Below are 17,453 nucleotides of genomic sequence, written 5' to 3'. Positions count from 1 at the left end.
TCAGGCGTAGGTGAATCTCGACGCTGATCGGATCATGCCGAGACGCTGTTGTCACGCACTTGCTAAAGACCATACCCGATTACGCAGATTGGCGTTGCCAAGCGGACTGCGCATAGCTCAGTAGGCGGAGGGGGAGGCAATCAATCCATATCCGGCGGCTTGCACGCGGGGCCGCGCGGACACATCGCACGCTTCGACGGGGAGCCACATGGTCACTGTGGTGCCCTTTCCCAGGGTGCTGGCAAGCTCGATAGAGCCGCCATGCAGTTCAATCAACGATTTCACGATGGGCAATCCCAGACCAGTGCCCTGCTTCTCAGCAGCAAAAGCTGAATCCACCTGCTCGAAAGGAATTAGCACCCGACGCAAATCATTCGGCGAAATGCCGATGCCGGTGTCGCTCACGGTCAGCCTGACCATGCTGTTCACCACATCCAGCCCGACACTGACCGAGCCGCCCTCAGCTGTAAACTTGACAGCATTCGACATGATGTTGAGTACTGATTGCCGTATCGCAGTGGGATCCGCATCCACTTCCAGTTCATCCGCAGGCAGATCAACGTCAATGGTAATCTGGCCTGCTTTTGCCTGCGGTGCCAGCAGGTCAACGCAATCCTCCACCACGTCGCGCAGGTCAAACGGGTGATACACGAGTTCGTAGCGCCCGGCTTCGATTTTGGACAGATCAAGTATCTGATTTATCAGCACCAGCAGATGCCCGCCGGATGTGTGGATCATATGCGCGTAGTCGAGATATTTTTCGTTGCCCAGTCGCCCGAACAGCTCCTGTTCCAGCACCTCTGAAAACCCGATGATGGAATTAAGCGGCGTGCGCAGCTCGTGGCTCATGTTGCGCAGGAATGATGTCTTGCTTTCGTTGGCACGTTCGGCGGCAGACTTGGCTGAGTCCAGCTTCTCCGCCACGTCCACAAGGTTGGATGCCTGATCTTCGAGCACCGCCTGGTTCATTTCCAGTTCCTGCACCGTGTATTGCAGGGTCCGCCCCCGCTCAATGAGCTGGCGTTCACGTTCCTTGAGTTCGGTAATATCCGTGTACACCGTAACGCGCCCACCTTCACGGGTGTGGCGATCGCGCATCAAGAACCAACGCCCATCACGATGCCGAAGCGTGCTCTGGCCGATGGGCAAGGCATGTTTGTCCATGCGTCGCTCAATCCATTCATCCGGGTCCACGCCGTCATCAAAAACATGCGAGTGGGCAGTCTCCGTGATGAACGTACGAAATGATGTGCCCGGCTTAAGCCGCTCCGAGGTGGCGCGATGCAGCCGCGCAAAAACGCGGTTGTGCAGCACCAGCCTGTCGGCCTGATCCCATACGGCAAAGCCGTCGGCGGTGCTTTCAATAGCGGCTTCAAAGCGCATCTGTGTGCGCATCAGCGTGGTGATATCGTTCCAGTGAACAATCGCACCACCGTTATCAAGCGGTCTCGATTTCACTTCCATCCAGCGCCCATCAGACAGCCGTTCAACACGCGGACGCCAGTCGCGAGACATATGATAGGCGAGAGTATCCGCAATCCATCCGTCGGGGTCCGTGATCGCGCGTTCACCGGCGAACTCGCCTTCAGCCACAAGCTGCTTGAGCATTTGCTCAAAGGTTGAGCCGATAAGGCTGTCGAGATCGTCAAAGGTGCGGAAGATGTAACGGAAGTGGTCGTTGCAATAGACCAGCCGATCGTCACCATCAAAAACGATAATGCCGACGCGCAGGCTGTCCAGCCCCGCCACAAGCGCGTTTATTCCTTCACGCGTCCCCACAGGCATTGCGTGCCCCACCCATATCCATCAAATCCAGTCCACAGATTAGTCACAGGCTGGTTAGGAAATGGTGTGCAAAAAAAGAGGCGACCCGTTTTGGGCCGCCTCTCGAAGTTCACAAAGCGTATTGGCGAGTTTTACTTGGCCGCTTCCGGCAGATATGTCGCCCAGCAATAGGCAATCTCGTTAACGCCGTGTTTACCGGTGCAGTACGCTTCCTCAGACGGGAAGTGAGCGGCAGCAAGGCACTGGTTGAGATTGAGCCGTGCAAAGCGGGCGCAGCGCGAAAGATCCCGGTTTTCCGTCATCGAAACGGCCGTGACCTTTTCAGATTCATCAATCGCAATGTGCCCGGCGAGCGACAGAATGCGCTGCATCACAGGCGTTGCCGCGTGGGCAGACTGAACCCCCGCCAGTTCCGCAAGTATGCCGCCAAGGTCAACACCCCCAACATCGCTTGCCGCAAACTGGGGTGCCACCGAGAACGGTGCCGGTTGCTCATAGCTGCCCCAGCGTGTGCGCTGGAACTCGACGGCTGTTGTCAAAAAACGCTGGCCCAAAACCGTCAGCCGCTTATAGGCATCGGCCGCATCAGCCACCACCGCAAGGCGGGCTTTCTGGCTTCCGTCAAACATCCATACGCCTGATCCTGAGGCGAGCCGTGTCACCACCGCGTTTTTGCCATCGCGTGCCACAGCAGCCTTAAGGGCGGCTGCAAACTCTGGCTCGTTTGCGGCCAGAAACGCACTGTTGGCAATCCAGCCTTCGGCCAACTGCTCCGGATCATGCGGTCGCAGGGCCTCAAGGGCGGCGCGGACGTCGCGCGGGGACTTGAACTTTTTGTTGGCCAGATCGTCAATTGCCTGGTCGAAAGCGCGGTAAGCCTCGGCCTTGGCAACCAGCGAAGCTGAGCCTTCAAGAGATGGCAGCACACCGGCATCGTCGCGCGTAGCCGTGTCCAGCGTCTTGCCGGCATAGGCCGGCTTTGCCCGCGGCACAGGGATGATCGATCCGTCTGACAAAATAACCGGCGCGCTTGCGATCTGATAAGGCTCAATGACGGGTTCGGGAGCCGGGGCTGCCTGAACCGCGTTTACGGCAGGCGTGCTGCCGGTCAGGCCGTCTGTCATGCAGCCAGCCAATGCAAGACCCGCCACCACGATACCAGCCGATCGCGCAAACATGTTCACCATCACTAAAGTCACCCCGTTGTGGCCGTCGTGGCCGTTTTGGTTTTGGCCGTTGTGGTCAGCGCGTTCAAGAAAACGCGTCACAAGACCTGAAAATATTGCGCGCGCCCGTTTCGTTGGCGCACAAACGCTTCATTCCGGGCGATGTCCTTGCCCATTCAGCGGGTATCTGTGCCATTCCGAAGCGCCCGGCACGTCCACGTTAACCTCCGTGCAACGGACATGCCTACACTAGGCTTATGCTGCCCGCCTTGCAATCTGTGAACGCGCCTGCAGGCAAGGCCCGGCAGCGGCGAAATATCGCCACCGGGTTCGCATATTTCAGCTTCCTTAACCCTGAATGGCCAAGAATACGCCGACAACCGGGCTTTGCGGCCCGGGATCAGCGTTTTCGCCGTCCGCCGCCGCGCGTTGCGTAGGCGGTAGGCAGCGTTATTGGGGGATATTCGTGCAGACCGCAGATTGGCATGTTCACCTCAGCGTCCGTGGCCGCCCGCGCCACATGCGCCGTCATGCGTCGTTTATCCGCCAGCATTGTGCTGGCGGCACGATGGGTCTGCTTGGGGGCATCGTCTTTTTCGCTGTCACCGGCAGCATGGACATGTTTACTGCCGGAGCGTTCGGCCTGCTGGCGGCGACAGCCCTTCCAGGCATCTATCTGCGGTTGACCGGCCATCTTGCATCTTCCTACGCCTTGTCGAGCCTGATGCTGGCTCTGCTGGTCGGCTGGCTGTGCCTGTGGACGGGCGGTGTCGATTCACCGGCCATTTTCTGGCTGGCGATTGTGCCGCTGGAAGCAGCACTTTCCGCCAGCCGTCGCACTGCCGTTCTGGCGGCGAGCATCAGCACCACGGTGTTTGCGGGTCTGCTAGCGCTGTCCGTCGCGGCCAGCCTGCCGCCTGCACATCTGCCAAGTCTCGATCCGTTTCTCGTGCGTATGATCGCTATCGTCGCAGCCATCTTCTATGCAGGCGCACTCGCCATGCGCACCCAGCTTGCCTATCAGCTTGCAGAAGACGCCGCCGACAGCGAAGAAGCCCGCTATCGCATGGTAGCCGACAATGCCAGCGACCTGATTACCCGCCACGCCATTGATGGCACCATCATATTTGCGACGCCTGCCAGCCGCCGCCTGCTTGACATCACGCCGGACAAGTTGCTGGGAACCCGCTTCAGCGACATGGCAAACGCCGACGAAGCGCACACCATGGCGGATGCATTTTCCTCAGCCTTGCGCCAGGGCGGCGAAGCAGGCTTCGAGTTTTCCGTTACCGCGCCCGATGGCAGCATACGTCACCTGGAAACCCGCGTGCGTGCCACCGGCACAGATGTGGACATCAGCGTTGTGGCTGTCACCCGCGAAATTACCGAACGCAAGCAGGCGCAGGCCGTCATGAGCGAGGCCCGCGACATGGCTGAATCAGCCAGCCGCACCAAGTCCGCGTTCTTACGCTCCATGAGCCATGAACTGCGCACACCGCTCAACAGCATCATCGGCTTTGCACAGGTCATCCGCGACCAGTCGTTTGGTCCCATAGGCAATGGCCGCTACAGCGATTATGCCGACATGATTGGCGACAGCGGCAAGACATTGCTGCGCATTGTCACCGACGTACTACGCATGTCCGAAATCGAAGCCGGTGCCGTCGAAATAGACGCCGAAGAAACCGCCATGTGGCCGGTGGCCGACGCTGCCATCCGCACACTGGCACCCCAGGCCAGGCGCGACCGTATCGTCGTGCAAAACCATGTGCCCGATGATCTGCCGCTGGCGATGGCCGATGCCCGCGCCGCCGGTCAGGCGCTGCAGAGCATTCTGGCCAACGCCATCCAGTATTCGCCCCTTGGCCAGAGCGTGGACGTGAGCGCTGGCGCAGACGACATCAGCGTGTGGCTGGATGTGACCGACAATGGTCCTGGTATTCCACCAAACGAAGTTGACCGGCTGATGCGCCCGTTTGAGCGCACCGGCGGCAGCCTTGAAGGCCGTCCGTCCGGTGCAGGCGTGGGCCTTGCCATTGCAAAGGCGCTGACCGAGTTGCAGCGCGGCGGCTTTTCCATCAAATCCGAACCGGGCCACGGCACACGCGTCCGTCTGGTATTTCCGCGCGCCCAGTCAATCGTCCGACGCACCGCCTGAAACGAGATGATGGCGTAGCGTTGGGCTCAGTCCTGCTGTGTCTTGCTCTGTGTAGCCAGCAAGTGCCAGTCTGCCGCCATGCACCCACGTCTGAGATCAGATCTGCGCGTCCAGGCCATGCTGCGCACTGCGACAGCGTCAGGCGTGTTCGCCACCGTTGTACAGCGCGGGCATGAAGTAGCCGGAGCCATTTTCGTCAAGGCCACATCAGGCTCCCAAGCAGTTCGCATTTATGCAGCAGCTCCGGGGCCGGGGATGGATGACGAGGGCCGCCCGCGCTGGACACATGCAACCAGCCAAAGCACCCAATCCGAAGCGGACGCCGACGCGTATCTGGCGCGCCGATCCGCCGCAGATCCGGACATCTGGATTATTGAAATGGAAACTGCTGACGCCACCCCTTACCTTGACGGCAGCGTGGCGACGGATGAACCACCACGCAGCAACCCGGAAATCGACAAGGCGTTCCGTCGCTAGGGCCGCATGAACGCAATGCCGTCACCGGCATCCATGTTCTCTGCCGCCGCCATCAACTCGCTGGCAATATCGTCCGGCTCGCGGTCCTGCCGGTAGAGTTTGATGACCTCATCAAACAGCACCCGCGCCACAGAATCGCGGGGAAACTTTGCAGCCTCTGCTTCGCTCAGGGCTGCCTGCACATGCTTTTCAACAATTTCACGCACGGTTGTCATGACGGTATCGCCTCCTGACGGTGGACATCCAAATATCGTTTCGGGGGCAGTTGTAGGCGGCACGACTGTGCAAGGCGATGATCGAGGTCAAATCCCACCGCCTACCCGGTATCAGGTGCTGATAGGGCGTCAGGCTTGGCAACCTTGTGACGCTGCTGCTTTCCGGGCTATCAGACGGAGCCATTTGCGGCACAGCAAACGTCCCAAAGACCCGCCAGAAACTTACCAATTGGTCAAATGACAACTATTCAGCAGCTTGCCATCGATTTCTGGATTCTCATGTCCAACGTGTGGACCGAGGGATTTCTGGGCATTGATTTTGGCCGCATCCTTATCGCGGCACTTATCTTCATCGGCTTTTACATTCTGCGTGGTCTGTTTGCGAAGATCGTCGTCGTGGCCCTGCACCGCTGGGCCCAACGCAGCGAGACGCAGTTCGATGACATGTTGATCAATGCCATTGCGCCGTCGCTCAAATTGCTGGTCGTCACGATGGGTGTTTTCGTGGCCGGTCAGTATCTGGCGCTTGAAGGTGTGGGTGCCACCATTCTGCTCAATGTCGAGCGCTCGATGGTTGTCATTGCCATTTTCTGGGCGCTCTACAACATCACCCAACCGTTAACGCTGGTGTTCAAACGCCTTGAGGCAGTGCTGACGCGCGAAATGGTGGACTGGTTGATTACCGCCACGCGTATCGGTGTTGTTCTGCTGGGTGTTGCGACGGTGTTGCAGGTCTGGGGTATCCAGGTTGCGCCGCTCATCGCGGGCCTTGGCCTGTTGGGCGTAGCGGTTGCGTTGGGCGCGCAGGATTTGTTCAAAAACCTGCTGGCAGGTCTTTCAATTCTGGTGGAAAAACGCTTCGGCGTCGGCGACTGGGTGAAAGTCAACGATGTGGTCGAGGGCACCGTTGAGCATATTGGCTTTCGGTCCACCCGCATCCGCCGCTTTGACAAGGCGCCGGTTTTTGTTCCCAACACGGAGTTTGCCGACGGAGCGGTCACCAATTTCTCGGCCATGAGCCACCGCCGCATTTACTGGAAAATCGGCGTTGAATACCGCACCACGAAAGCCCAGCTTCAAGAAATCCGCAACTGCATAGAAGGCTATCTGGTAAACACGGACGCCTTTGCCAAGCCCCCCGAAGTGCCGATGTTCGTGCGTATTGATGCGTTCAACGACAGCTCAATCGACATCATGATCTATTGTTTCACCCGTACAATCGTATGGGGCGAATGGTTGGAAGCCAAAGAGCAACTGGCCTACGCAATCAAGGATATTGTGGAAGATGCGGGCACGGGCTTCGCGTTCCCTTCAACGTCGCTCTATCTGGAAAGCCTGCCCGTTGGCACGCCTGAAATATTTACACCGCCTACGGATAAACTCACCGGATAGCGACTGGTGGCTAGCCCGTCTTGCGGTCTGCATGTGTGGTGTCTGTGAGGTCAGGCGCAGCGCCGCCAAAAACTGTTTTCCAGACACCAAGCAGCCGTTGTGCCTCGGTCTGGTCAATGCTCTCAAACCCGTTCAATAACGCAAAGGTTTGCTGCGTACCGCGTTCGCCTCTCGTGTCGGCGAGGTGGGCAAGCGATGCAAAACTGGACCGTGCAAACCCCGTTGCCTTGCACAGAACCGCAAGGGCATATCCGGTTGGTTCGTTCAAAATCATTTTGGCGGTTGCATGATCAACATCGGTCATGAGGTCAAGACACGCCAAAAACGCATCTTTTTCCCCATCGCGCATCAACCGCAGCAGTAAAGGTTCCGACAGTTCGTTGCGCGCTTCCTTTGTCCTGGCAAAAGCCAGGGCCTGCTCCGTCAAAGGTTCGTCACTGCCCACATCTCCTGGTGTTACAGCCGCCGGATCAGCTTCAAAGGCACAGCGCAATGCCTGCCATGCGAGCTTTGGCGGTACGGACCACAAGAGGCGTACGGCGACAGACGCTGGAAGCGGCTCGCGTTCCAGAATTGCACTGGCATGTGCAGCCGTTCTGCGGGCGAGGATGTCCAGCAACATGGCTTCATCCAGATGCGGGAAATGCGCAAGCAACGGTGCTGCAACAACGGCTTCGTCTTCAAGCAGTGTCTTGATGAGCAGGGGAGGCGCGTTTTCCATGCGGCAAAGCCGGGCTGAAAGGGCAGCCCTCGCATGAGCATCAACCCGCCCCGCCAGATCGGCCAGCAATGCACCAAACGCATCACGTTCGTGAGTGCTGCATGTATCAGCACCGGATGCATATAAGTCAGTCACACAGGTGAGCAGCGCCGCGCGGCCCTGCGGGGTTTTATCCCTCAGCAGGGAAGCAAGCTGACCCAGTCTGGTGGCGATTTCAGTCATTTAGTCTGCCGGATGCTCCATCAATCCAGGCGTGAGTGGCGCGGGTGTCACTCAGCCGTCTAAAGTCTGCTGCAAGTATTGCGCCTGAGCGTTAACGAATCGGTGTGCGGTGTTTCGTACCGCCTGCAAAACGGGCCATGGCGACAGATGGGTAATGTCTTTTTTGTTTTCTTGCGGCTTGGCCTCACAGCGTTTGGCGGCCCCGTTGCGCATATTGGCTTCTTCCGCGACGAGTTTGTGGCGCGCCGCAAATGGCTGAGCGATACGGCCTACGCTGACCTTGTGGCGCTGTGCCAGTTTCTGCCCGGCCCGGCCTCCAGCCAGGTTGGCCTTGCCATCGGGTTGATGCGCGCAGGCCCCGGTGGTGCGCTTGCCGCATGGCTTGGGTTTACGTTGCCCGCAGCCCTTTTGATGACCGCAGCCGCGCTGGCTCTGGTTCAGTTCAGCGCTGCATTGCCGCCGGGTTTGCTCGACGGCATCAAGGCTGTCGTTGTGGCGGTGGTTGCCCATGCGTTGCTCGGTATGGCGCGCTCGCTGACGCCTGATGTTCTGCGTGCCGCTCTGGCTGCTTCTGCTGTCGCGGTTGTCATTCTGGTTGGCGGGGTCTCAGGTCAGTTGCTGGCAATCGCGGGTGGTGCTGTTGCGGGCCTTTTGGTGCTGTCAAACGCAGCAACCACGCAAGACAACACAAGCGACTTTGCGCAACCTTTGTCCCGCTGGACGGGTGCCGTGTTGATCGGCATCAGTCTGGTGTTGCTGGTGCTGCTGCCGGTTCTGGCCGCGCAAAGCCCGTCATTGCCCCTGCAGATTGCCGATGGCTTCTATCGCTCCGGCGCGCTGGTGTTTGGCGGCGGTCATGTGGTGCTGCCGTTGCTGCAGGCTGAAACGGTTGCGCCCGGTCTTGTCAGCGCAACTGATTTTACCGCCGGATATGGCTTTGCGCAGGCTGTGCCGGGACCACTGTTTTCGTTCTCAGCTTTTCTTGGGGCTACCGCATCCATCGATCAGGGCACGGTGCCCGCGCTATCAATGGCAGCCCTTGCCCTGGTGATGATTTTCCTGCCCGGCGCATTGCTGGTGGCAGGAACCCTGCCGTTCTGGGCACATCTGCGCGTCAACGCAACAGCACGCGCCGCGCTGACAGGCATCAACGCGGCTGTCGTCGGCATTCTGGCCGCAGCGCTGTATGATCCCGTTGCCACAACAGCCATAAACGACGCGAGTGACATCGCGATTGCCGTGGCGGCCTTTGGCGCGCTCACATGGCTGCGCACTCCGGCATGGGCTGTGGTGCCGCTGGGCGCGCTGGCAGGTGTTGCCTGGGCGCTGACGACCTAGAACCAGCGTTAACCTTTGGTTCACCATAACGAGCGCAGGCTTTGCTTACGGTAAATTGAGCAGGAGCATGGTTATGGCATATGAGCCAGACGAAACCGGCCTGACTGACCCGGCGGCAACACCGGATGAGCCGAACACCAATGTCATAGAGTTCACGCCGTCAGGCGAACCAACGCCTGATCTGGCACAGGGGCACACAGCAACAATCCTGCATCTATCGCCGGACGCAGAACACGCTGACACGCCCAACGCCGGGGTGGTCGCCGCACCGCATCCCTAGGCTGAATGAGAGGGACGTCAGGCCGCCGCCTGTCTCAGTGTCGCGGCGTTAATGGCAAGCAGCAGCCTGTCAGCCATCATCTCAAGCTCGTCATCGCTCACGGTGAAGGCCGGCCCAAGACAGATCACATCTCGCACCTCGCCCGTGCCACCGGGGTAGAAGAACGCACCCTCCCGCAGGCCTGCCCCAACAACGGCATTGGTGATGCCCGCGTCCGGTGAAAACCTCTCCAGCGTGTCGCGGTCAGCCACAAGTTCAATGCCCCACAGCAACCCGCGCCCGCGTATTTCTGCTACGTGGGGGTGATTGGCAAGCCGGTCATCCAGCAATGCCTTCAGCTTGTCACCTTGTTCAGCGGCGCGCGCCACAAGATGATCGCGCTCAATGATTTCCAGCACTTTGTCGGCTGCGGCACACGCGCCGGGATGGCCACCATAGGTATAAAACATCAGGCTCTCGCCGCGCGCTGCCAGCGGCTCCACAACATTGTCCGTTGTGTAGATGCCAGCCAGCGGTGCGTAGCCACCTGTCAGGCCTTTACCGGCAAACATGATGTCCGGCTCAATCTCAAAGTGCTCGATGCCAAACCTGCGTCCGGTGCGGCCAAACCCGGTCATCACTTCGTCTATTATAAGCAGCACGCCGTATTGGCGGCAGATGCGTTGAACCTCAGGCCAATAGCGCGGGCCGGGCTGTAATGCGCCGCCCGACGATCCGGTGATGCTCTCAGCCATGAACGCTGCGACGGTATCGGGCCCTTCACTCACAATTGTATTTTCCAAAGCCTGTGCACACCGCAGGTCTTCATCCCGATGGTGTCGCCCCAACGGGCTGCGCAAACCATAAGGCGCGGGCACTTTGGGAAACTGCCCCGCATATTGCTCAAAGCCTTTTTGCCTCGCACGGTGCCCGCCGACGGCAAGCGTCAACGCCGTCGCGCCGTGATAAGAAGGTTCACGCCCGATGATTTTCCAGCGGCTGTCATTTCCCGTCGCAATATGATGCATACGCGCCAGCCGGATGGCAGCGTCTGCTGCTTCCGAGCCGCCGCTTGAAAGATGCACGCGGGTAAGGTTTTTTGGCAGCCAGCTTTGCCTTAGCCGCTCAATCAGGCGTTCGCGTTGAGGGGTGAGAAACGTCGGCACGATGTAGCCCGTTTCCGCCATGGCTGCAGCAGTTGCCTCTGCAACCTCTTTGCGTCCATGGCCAATGCTGGCGGCAATCGCGCCGCCTGCTGCATCAAGAATCCGTGTGCCGTCGGCAAGCTCAAGCCACACGCCATGCGCCCGCACCACGTCAATGATCCGGCTTGATGGCACGAACGGCCACAAATGAGATTTTGGATGGTCGGCCATATGGACAGTCTCTCTGCAAGGGGCCATATCACGGTAGCAGGCGGGTACGCCTGCGCATATGAAGGGTAAACGGACACTGCCACCATGAGAATAGCCGTTCTGGGAGCAGGCGTTGTCGGCGTCACTACGGCCTGGTATCTCGCCGAGCGTGGTCATGATGTGACCGTCATCGACCGCGCGACTGGCGTGGCGCTGGAAACCAGCTTTGCCAATGGCGGGCAGATTTCAGCAACCGGCAGTGCCCCGTGGGCTGCTCCCGGCGTGCCGTGGCAGGCGCTCAAGTGGCTGTTTCGGGCTGATGCGCCACTCAAATGGTCGCCGCGCGCCGACCTTGCCCAATGGAAATGGCTGATGGCGTTCGTCGGCCGCTGTACCGCGCGCGCACACAACGAAGGCGTTGCCCGCAACCTGGCGCTGGGCCGCCTGAGCCTTGCTGAACTGCAAAGCCTGCGTGCCCGGCTGGGTCTTGAATATCAGCAGCAGACCAAAGGCATTTTGAAGGTCGCGAAGTCGCGGGCTGACCTTGAAGAATTACGCGTCAAAGCTGAACAACTGCACGCCATGGGGGCCGATGCGCGGTTTGTCACAGCATCACAGTGCATTGAGATTGACCCGGCTCTTGAGCCAGCCGTTTCCGCAGGCGAGATCATCGGCGGCATCCATTTCGCCGCAGATGAAAGCGGCGATGCCCATGCGTTTACCCAGGCGCTGGCCGCCAAGGCACGCGAGACCGGCGTTACGTTTGCATTCGACACGACGGTCACCGGCATACAGACAGACGGCGCGCGTGCAACCGCTGTCAAGACATCTGGCCGCAGCATCCCATGTGACCATGTGGTGGTCTGTCTGGGCGTCGGCAGCGTTGCCATCATGCGGGCACTCGGCGTCAGCCTGCCGATCTACCCGATAAAAGGATACTCGGTGACGGTACCCGTGGCGGGCAGCAACCTGGCCCCGACCATCAGCCTGACCGACGAAGAACGCCGCGTGGTGATAACGCGGCTTGGGGACAGTGTGCGCGTTGCCGGCATGGCGGAACTCGCAGGCGATGATCTGCGCATCAACCCCAGGCGTGCCGCCGCCGTCCGCAAGGCACTGAACGATCTGTTCCCCACACTCGCCGATGCGCCCGATGCACAGGTCTGGACCGGGCTGCGGCCAATGACACCAGACGGTGGGCCGATCATCGGCAGGGCGGGCAAGTGGCAGAACATCAGCATAAACTCCGGACACGGAACATACGGCTGGACCATGGCATGTGGCAGTGCACGCGTTTTGGCGGATGAGATCGACCAAAAACCGGGAAAAATCGATTCCAGGGCATTTTCGCTGGGTCGCTTTGGCAGCTAACACCCTAAAGAACAAGAAAAAAACCCCGGATTCCCGGCACTTTTCAAGTTATATTGCAGCGCACAAAAAAAGTGCTTGCAAAGGCGAGGAGCCTTCTCATATATGTTGCATCGCACAAGACGAGTGGCGTCGCGGAGTTGATCCGCCTGACCCTCGTTGATGGATCCCCTGCGTATTGGGGGCGTGAAAAAATTGAAACCGGGGACAAGCAAGCGGCGCCCCTCCAACTGCCGCAACCCAAGGAGACTTGATATGGCTGCTGCCAAGAAGACTGCAAAGAAGACCACAACCCGTCGTCGCCCCGCTGCCAAGAAGGCCGCTGCAAAGAGCCCGATCCGGGTTGCTGCGCACACGGTCATCGACACTGTTGAAGCAAACGTCGTTGACGGTTTCAAAGCCTTCCGCGCAACGGTTGACGCCAAGGACCTTCAGTCTGCTGTAACCGCTCAGCGCAAGTATGCTGAAGCTGCTCTCAAGCGCACCCGTCAGGGCGCCGGCAAGGTTGGCGACATCGCCACGAAGGCCGTGAAGGAAGTCAGCCAGCCGATCGTCAAGCGCGTGCAGGAAGTTCGCGCCCGCGTTGAAACCAACGTCAACGAAGCTTTGGGCCGCGCTGCCTAACGCGCGCCTAAAACGCCTGATCAGGCTGAACGCCCGGCTGCTCCTCCCTGCAGCCGGGCGTTTTTTTATGTTCTGGGGATGGGGAGCGCGCATGTCGCAGGAATGACCCGGAACAACAACCCCGGAAAATGAGCAGTGCGGCGGCAGGGCAGGCTAACCCGCGTGGCGCTTCTGGAGCACGCTTTTGCGGCCATCACCCGTTGACTGGTACACCTCTGAGAAGCGGCTGTTGGCTTCGGCCCATGCTGCTTCGGTGATGCGCGCGTCACCATCCACCGCGTCATAGCCGCAGCGGGCAAGGTAGAACAGTTGGTCCACCAGCACGGCACCCCTGGCGCGCAGTTCGCCGGTGTAGCCGCCCCGGTCGCGGATCAGGCGACCGTATGAAAATCCGCGTCCGTCCTTGAACAGCGGAAAATCCACCTCGATCAGGCCGAAGCGGTCCAGGTCATCCATGATGGCGTCCGGGTTGTCGCTGCTTTCCAGCGCCACGCCGATGGGCTTGTTGCGCGTCAGCAGCGTGTCGCGCTCGGCCAGCCAGCGGCTCATGCTGATGAGGGCGTGGCAGTCTTCGGGCAGGTCCGCGTCATCGTCCACGCGCACCCACTGGTCATCACTGACTTCGACACCGTCTTTAAGCAGCGGCATAGAGTGTCTCCTTGAAGGGGTCGATGCCGATGCGGCGGTAAGTGTCGATGAACTTTTCACCATCCTTGCGGTGGCTGACATATGTCTCGACGATGGTCTCAATCGCCCAGACGATTTTGTCCTCGGTGAACGCCGGGCCGACAATATCGCCCACGGCAGCGTGTTCATCAGCCGCGCCGCCCAGCGACACCTGATAATTTTCCACGCCTTTCTTGTCCACACCCAGAATGCCGATATGGCCCACATGATGATGCCCGCAGGCATTGATGCAGCCTGAAATCTTGATCTTCAGTTCGCCAATGTCGTGTTCACGATCCAGATCGGCAAAACTTTCCGAAATCATCTGCCCGATGGAGATCGACCGCGCATTGGCCAGGTCGCAATAGTCCAGGCCGGGGCACACGATCATGTCGGAGATCAGGCCAATGTTCGGCGTCGCGCAGTCGATGGCGTCCAGCGCTTTCCACACCGCATACAGGTCAGACTTTTTGACGTCCGGCAGCACCAGATTTTGTTCGTGGGTCACGCGCACTTCGTCAAAGCTGTATTTTTCAGCGATGTCGGCAATCGTTTCCATCTGCACATCGCTCGCGTCGCCCGCTATGCCGCCAATCGGCTTGAGCGAAATATTGACGATGGCGTAGCCCGGCACCTTGTGGTCAGCCAGGTTGGTGCGCGCCCACTGGGCAAACGCCTTGTCCTCGGCGAGGGCTTTTTCGTAGGCCGCGTCGCTGTCATCCAGCGTGTCGTAGGCGGGCGGGGCGAAATAGGCACGGATGCGCTCAATTTCGCCGTCGGGCAGTTTCAGGTCGTCGCCCGCGCCGCCCCTCGCAAACTCCTCATGCACCTGGCGCGCAAACTCCTCCGCACCCAGAGCATGAACCAGTATCTTGATGCGGGCCTTGTACATGTTGTCGCGCCGCCCGTGCATGTTGTACACGCGCATGATCGCGTCCACGAAGTGCAGCAGGTCACGGGCGGGAATCTTTTTGCCCACGAGGCTCGCAATCATCGGCGTGCGGCCCTGTCCGCCGCCCGCATAAATATCAAACGCCGGCTGCCCGTCGTCACCCTCAACAATGATGATGCCGACGTCATGCACCTTGATGGCCGCCCTGTCATTGGCGTGCCCGGTGACGGCAATTTTGAACTTTCGCGGCAAAAATGTGTATTCGGGATGAAACGTTGACCACTGACGCAAAATCTCGGACCAGATGCGCGGGTCGTCAATTTCGCCTGCGGCCACGCCCGCATACTGGTCAGACGTGACATTGCGGATGCAGTTGCCCGATGTCTGGATGGCGTGCATCTCGACGCTGGCAAGGTCCGCCAAAATGTCCGGCACGTCTTTGAGCTTTGGCCAGTTGTATTGAATGTTCTGGCGCGTGGTGAAGTGCCCATAGCCCTTGTCATATTTGCGCGCGATGTGCCCCAGCATCCGCATCTGCGTGCCTGACAGCGTGCCGTAGGGAATGGCGACGCGCAGCATGTAGGCGTGCAGTTGCAGGTAAAGACCGTTCATCAGCCGCAGCGGCTTGAACTCATCCTCTGTCAGCTCGCCCGCAAGGCGCCGTTTCACCTGGCCCGTGAACTCGGTCACGCGCTCCTTAACAATGGTGTGGTCAAACTCGTCGTAGCGATACATGGCGTGTCTCTAACTCATTGCCCGCGTTTGGCGGGCGGGAACTTAGTGCCCGCGTTCGGCGGGCGTGTGTTTCAGGAAGCCTGCTTGCCCAGATCAAGCCGGACGGTTGGTCCCGCAGCGCGGATTTGCTCGCGCACGCTTATCGGGCTTGGCTTGCCGTCCTCTACGTCAATATCAAACAGATAGGGGTTCACAATAACCCGCCCCTCAACGGATTTGGCCGCGATGTCCATCAACGCAGCCCCCTGGTCCTTGCCGTCCGCGATCGCAGCGTCGGTCAGTGCCTCCGACCAGTCATCGGCAGCCGTCAGATATACCGGTTCGCCGTCCAGCAGCCGGTTGGCTGTAAGCGAGTGAAACCGGGCTTTTTTGTTGATGTGCTGGGCCATGTCTGTCCGGGTTGGGTTGATGTGGTCTGGTCAGGCAAACGTCTAAAGGGAACATGGGCAACGTGCAAATTGTCGTCAATCCCACTGTGAAAATATATGAACCACACAATTTGTGTGTATTAGAGTGCCGTACGGTCCTTTTGGGCACTGTCATGCCAGTTGCGCAGCAGCAGGTTTTCAAGCGCCGACAGCGCAAAAAACAGCGTAATGCCCAGCCCTGACAGCAAAACCAGAGCGGCAAACATCCGGTCGATCTGTAGCCGGTTGCCCGCCTCCAGAATGCGCCAGGCCAGTCCCGTGGAAGTGCCAGACCCCGCCACAAACTCGGCCACAACAGTGCCGATCAGCGCCAGCCCGGCCGAAATCTTCATCGCCGACAGCAAATAGGGCAGGGCGCTTGGCAGCCGCACGCCCCAGATGATCTGCCAGCGGCTGGCGCCATACAGCCGGAACAGATCCAGCAGATTGCGGTCAGCGGCCCGCAGCCCTGCGGTCATGTTGGCAAGCACCGGGAAAAATGCCGCGATAACCGCCAGAATGGTGACGGCCACTTCCGCATTATCAAGCCCGACCCAAATGAGAATAAGCGGCGCGATGGCGACAATCGGCGTGACCTGCAAAGCCACCGCGTAAGGGTAAAGCGCGCGGGCCACCAACCGGCTTTCGGTAAACGCAACGGCAAAGCCTGTGCCCACCACCAGCGCAATGACAAACGCAATCAGCGTGATGCGCAGCGTCACCCACAGCGAACCCATCAGCGAGCCAAACCCATCCACCAGCGCCGCCCCAATGGCGAACGGGCCCGGCAACACGAACTTGGGCACTTCCAGAAACGCGACCAGCATTTCCCATGCACATAAGAACGCCACCCCAAAGGCAAGCGGCACCGCCCAGCGCAACACCGGCCCATCCGCAGTCATGGCGTTGCTCCTTGTGGCTGGCCACTTGCGGCGCGCAGCTGCCGCGTTGTATCCGCAGCAATAGCTGCAAAGCGCGCGTCCGCCCGCCATGTGTCGCCGCGCTTCGGCGCAGCCTCAATGTGGGTATCTGCAACAAATGGCCCGGCCTTGCCCGGCATCACCAAAACGCGGGTCGAAAGATACGTCGCTTCATACACGCTGTGCGTCACATAAATGACCGTCCATTTATGTTCCGCCCACAGACGATTGAGATCATCGTTCAATCGCTCGCGGGTAATTTCGTCCAGCGCGGCAAACGGCTCGTCCATCAACAGCACACGCGGACGCAGCGACAGTGCCCGCGCAATGGAAACACGCATCCGCATACCGCCCGACAGCGCGCGGGGAAACGCGCCCGCCCGGTCAGCCAGCCCCACCAGCGCCAGCGCCTGCTCAACGTCCGGGGCGGCATCTTCCCGCGAGACACCCCGCAGTTTGTGCGGCAGCCACACATTGTCAAACACAGTGGCCCACGGCATCAGCGTGGCATCCTGAAATACATAGCCAAACAGATCAGGCTGCCCATCCGTCCATGTGATGGCCCCGCCGTCGGGTCTATCAAGCCCCGCGATCAGCCGCAGCAGCGTGCTCTTGCCGCAGCCCGACGGGCCGACAAGCGACACAAAGCTGCCCTCGGTAATATGTGCGTTGATGTTGGCAAGCGCCTGCGTGCCGTCAGCAAAGCGGCGTTCAACACTGTCGAGGGTAAGAAACGGAGCAGCCACGGGGTGT

17 protein-coding genes are annotated in these 17,453 nt (G+C 59.8%); 7 read left to right on the top strand and 10 right to left on the bottom strand.

Annotated features, from left to right (window positions below):
• Positions 1–117: 117 nt before the first annotated feature.
• Both RIB87_RS09585 and RIB87_RS09580 read right to left on the bottom strand, forming a co-directional pair.
• Positions 118–1,785: a sensor histidine kinase gene (locus RIB87_RS09585; protein ID WP_350145962.1), complete on the bottom strand. Its 1,668-nt coding sequence runs from the start codon at positions 1,783–1,785 to the stop codon at positions 118–120.
• A gap of 131 nt (positions 1,786–1,916) precedes the next feature.
• Complete coding sequence (locus RIB87_RS09580) at positions 1,917–2,972, bottom strand: hypothetical protein (protein ID WP_350145960.1); 1,056 nt, start codon at positions 2,970–2,972, stop codon at positions 1,917–1,919.
• A gap of 445 nt (positions 2,973–3,417) precedes the next feature.
• Here RIB87_RS09580 and RIB87_RS09575 point away from each other — a divergent pair, with 445 nt between their 5' ends.
• On the top strand, positions 3,418–5,109 hold the full coding sequence (locus tag RIB87_RS09575; RefSeq protein WP_350145958.1) for a PAS domain-containing sensor histidine kinase: 1,692 nt from the start codon (positions 3,418–3,420) through the stop codon (positions 5,107–5,109).
• Between the two features lie 78 nt (positions 5,110–5,187).
• Positions 5,188–5,586 (top strand): DUF1491 family protein, encoded by a 399-nt coding sequence (locus RIB87_RS09570; RefSeq protein WP_350145956.1) that lies wholly within the window; start codon positions 5,188–5,190, stop codon positions 5,584–5,586.
• On the opposite strand, the gene RIB87_RS09565 is transcribed toward RIB87_RS09570, so the two are convergent.
• Positions 5,583–5,801 carry a macro domain-containing protein gene (locus RIB87_RS09565; protein WP_350145954.1) on the bottom strand — a complete coding sequence of 73 codons (219 nt, stop codon included), beginning with the start codon at positions 5,799–5,801 and terminating at the stop codon, positions 5,583–5,585. The genes RIB87_RS09570 and RIB87_RS09565 overlap by 4 nt on opposite strands.
• A gap of 237 nt (positions 5,802–6,038) precedes the next feature.
• Here RIB87_RS09565 and RIB87_RS09560 point away from each other — a divergent pair, with 237 nt between their 5' ends.
• Positions 6,039–7,193 carry a mechanosensitive ion channel family protein gene (locus RIB87_RS09560; RefSeq protein ID WP_350145952.1) on the top strand — a complete coding sequence of 385 codons (1,155 nt, stop codon included), beginning with the start codon at positions 6,039–6,041 and terminating at the stop codon, positions 7,191–7,193.
• Between the two features lie 10 nt (positions 7,194–7,203).
• On the opposite strand, the gene RIB87_RS09555 is transcribed toward RIB87_RS09560, so the two are convergent.
• Complete coding sequence (locus RIB87_RS09555; protein ID WP_350145950.1) at positions 7,204–8,136, bottom strand: DUF2336 domain-containing protein; 933 nt, start codon at positions 8,134–8,136, stop codon at positions 7,204–7,206.
• Between the two features lie 147 nt (positions 8,137–8,283).
• Here RIB87_RS09555 and chrA point away from each other — a divergent pair, with 147 nt between their 5' ends.
• Positions 8,284–9,474 (top strand): chromate efflux transporter, encoded by a 1,191-nt coding sequence (gene chrA, locus RIB87_RS09550; protein ID WP_350145948.1) that lies wholly within the window; start codon positions 8,284–8,286, stop codon positions 9,472–9,474.
• A gap of 73 nt (positions 9,475–9,547) precedes the next feature.
• Entirely contained in the window at positions 9,548–9,754 is a 207-nt protein-coding gene (locus RIB87_RS09545) for a hypothetical protein (RefSeq protein WP_350145946.1), read from the top strand.
• A gap of 17 nt (positions 9,755–9,771) precedes the next feature.
• Here the strand turns inward: RIB87_RS09545 and RIB87_RS09540 are convergent, their stop codons facing one another.
• Positions 9,772–11,109, bottom strand: coding sequence for an aminotransferase family protein (locus RIB87_RS09540; RefSeq protein ID WP_350145944.1), 1,338 nt, complete (start codon positions 11,107–11,109; stop codon positions 9,772–9,774).
• 84 nt (positions 11,110–11,193) lie between these two features.
• On the opposite strand from RIB87_RS09540, the gene RIB87_RS09535 reads away from it, so the two are divergent.
• Positions 11,194–12,459 (top strand): D-amino acid dehydrogenase, encoded by a 1,266-nt coding sequence (locus RIB87_RS09535; protein ID WP_350145942.1) that lies wholly within the window; start codon positions 11,194–11,196, stop codon positions 12,457–12,459.
• A 252-nt stretch (positions 12,460–12,711) separates the two neighbouring features.
• Complete coding sequence (locus RIB87_RS09530) at positions 12,712–13,080, top strand: phasin family protein (protein ID WP_350145940.1); 369 nt, start codon at positions 12,712–12,714, stop codon at positions 13,078–13,080.
• A gap of 153 nt (positions 13,081–13,233) precedes the next feature.
• On the opposite strand, the gene RIB87_RS09525 is transcribed toward RIB87_RS09530, so the two are convergent.
• The 5 genes from RIB87_RS09525 to RIB87_RS09505 all read right to left on the bottom strand — a co-directional run bounded on the left by RIB87_RS09525 (position 13,234) and on the right by RIB87_RS09505 (position 17,446).
• Entirely contained in the window at positions 13,234–13,728 is a 495-nt protein-coding gene (locus RIB87_RS09525) for a DUF934 domain-containing protein (protein ID WP_350145938.1), read from the bottom strand.
• A complete protein-coding gene (locus RIB87_RS09520) occupies positions 13,715–15,373 on the bottom strand; it encodes a nitrite/sulfite reductase (RefSeq protein WP_350145936.1) in 1,659 nt (552 codons plus the stop codon). The genes RIB87_RS09525 and RIB87_RS09520 overlap by 14 nt, the downstream gene beginning before the upstream one ends.
• A gap of 71 nt (positions 15,374–15,444) precedes the next feature.
• A complete protein-coding gene (locus RIB87_RS09515; RefSeq protein WP_350145933.1) occupies positions 15,445–15,762 on the bottom strand; it encodes a DUF2849 domain-containing protein in 318 nt (105 codons plus the stop codon).
• 119 nt (positions 15,763–15,881) lie between these two features.
• The gene (locus tag RIB87_RS09510) at positions 15,882–16,682 is read right to left on the bottom strand and encodes an ABC transporter permease (protein WP_350145931.1); all 801 of its coding nucleotides are present in this window, start codon (positions 16,680–16,682) and stop codon (positions 15,882–15,884) included.
• Entirely contained in the window at positions 16,679–17,446 is a 768-nt protein-coding gene (locus RIB87_RS09505; RefSeq protein WP_350145929.1) for an ABC transporter ATP-binding protein, read from the bottom strand. Before RIB87_RS09505 ends, RIB87_RS09510 begins: the two co-directional genes overlap by 4 nt.
• Positions 17,447–17,453: the final 7 nt, after the last annotated feature.

Origin of the sequence: Pyruvatibacter sp. (assembly GCF_040219635.1) — a bacterium.
Lineage (GTDB): Bacteria > Pseudomonadota > Alphaproteobacteria > CGMCC-115125 > CGMCC-115125 > Pyruvatibacter.
The sequence above is the reverse complement of the archived record's forward strand: the minus strand, read 5'-3'. Positions and strand labels throughout refer to the sequence as shown.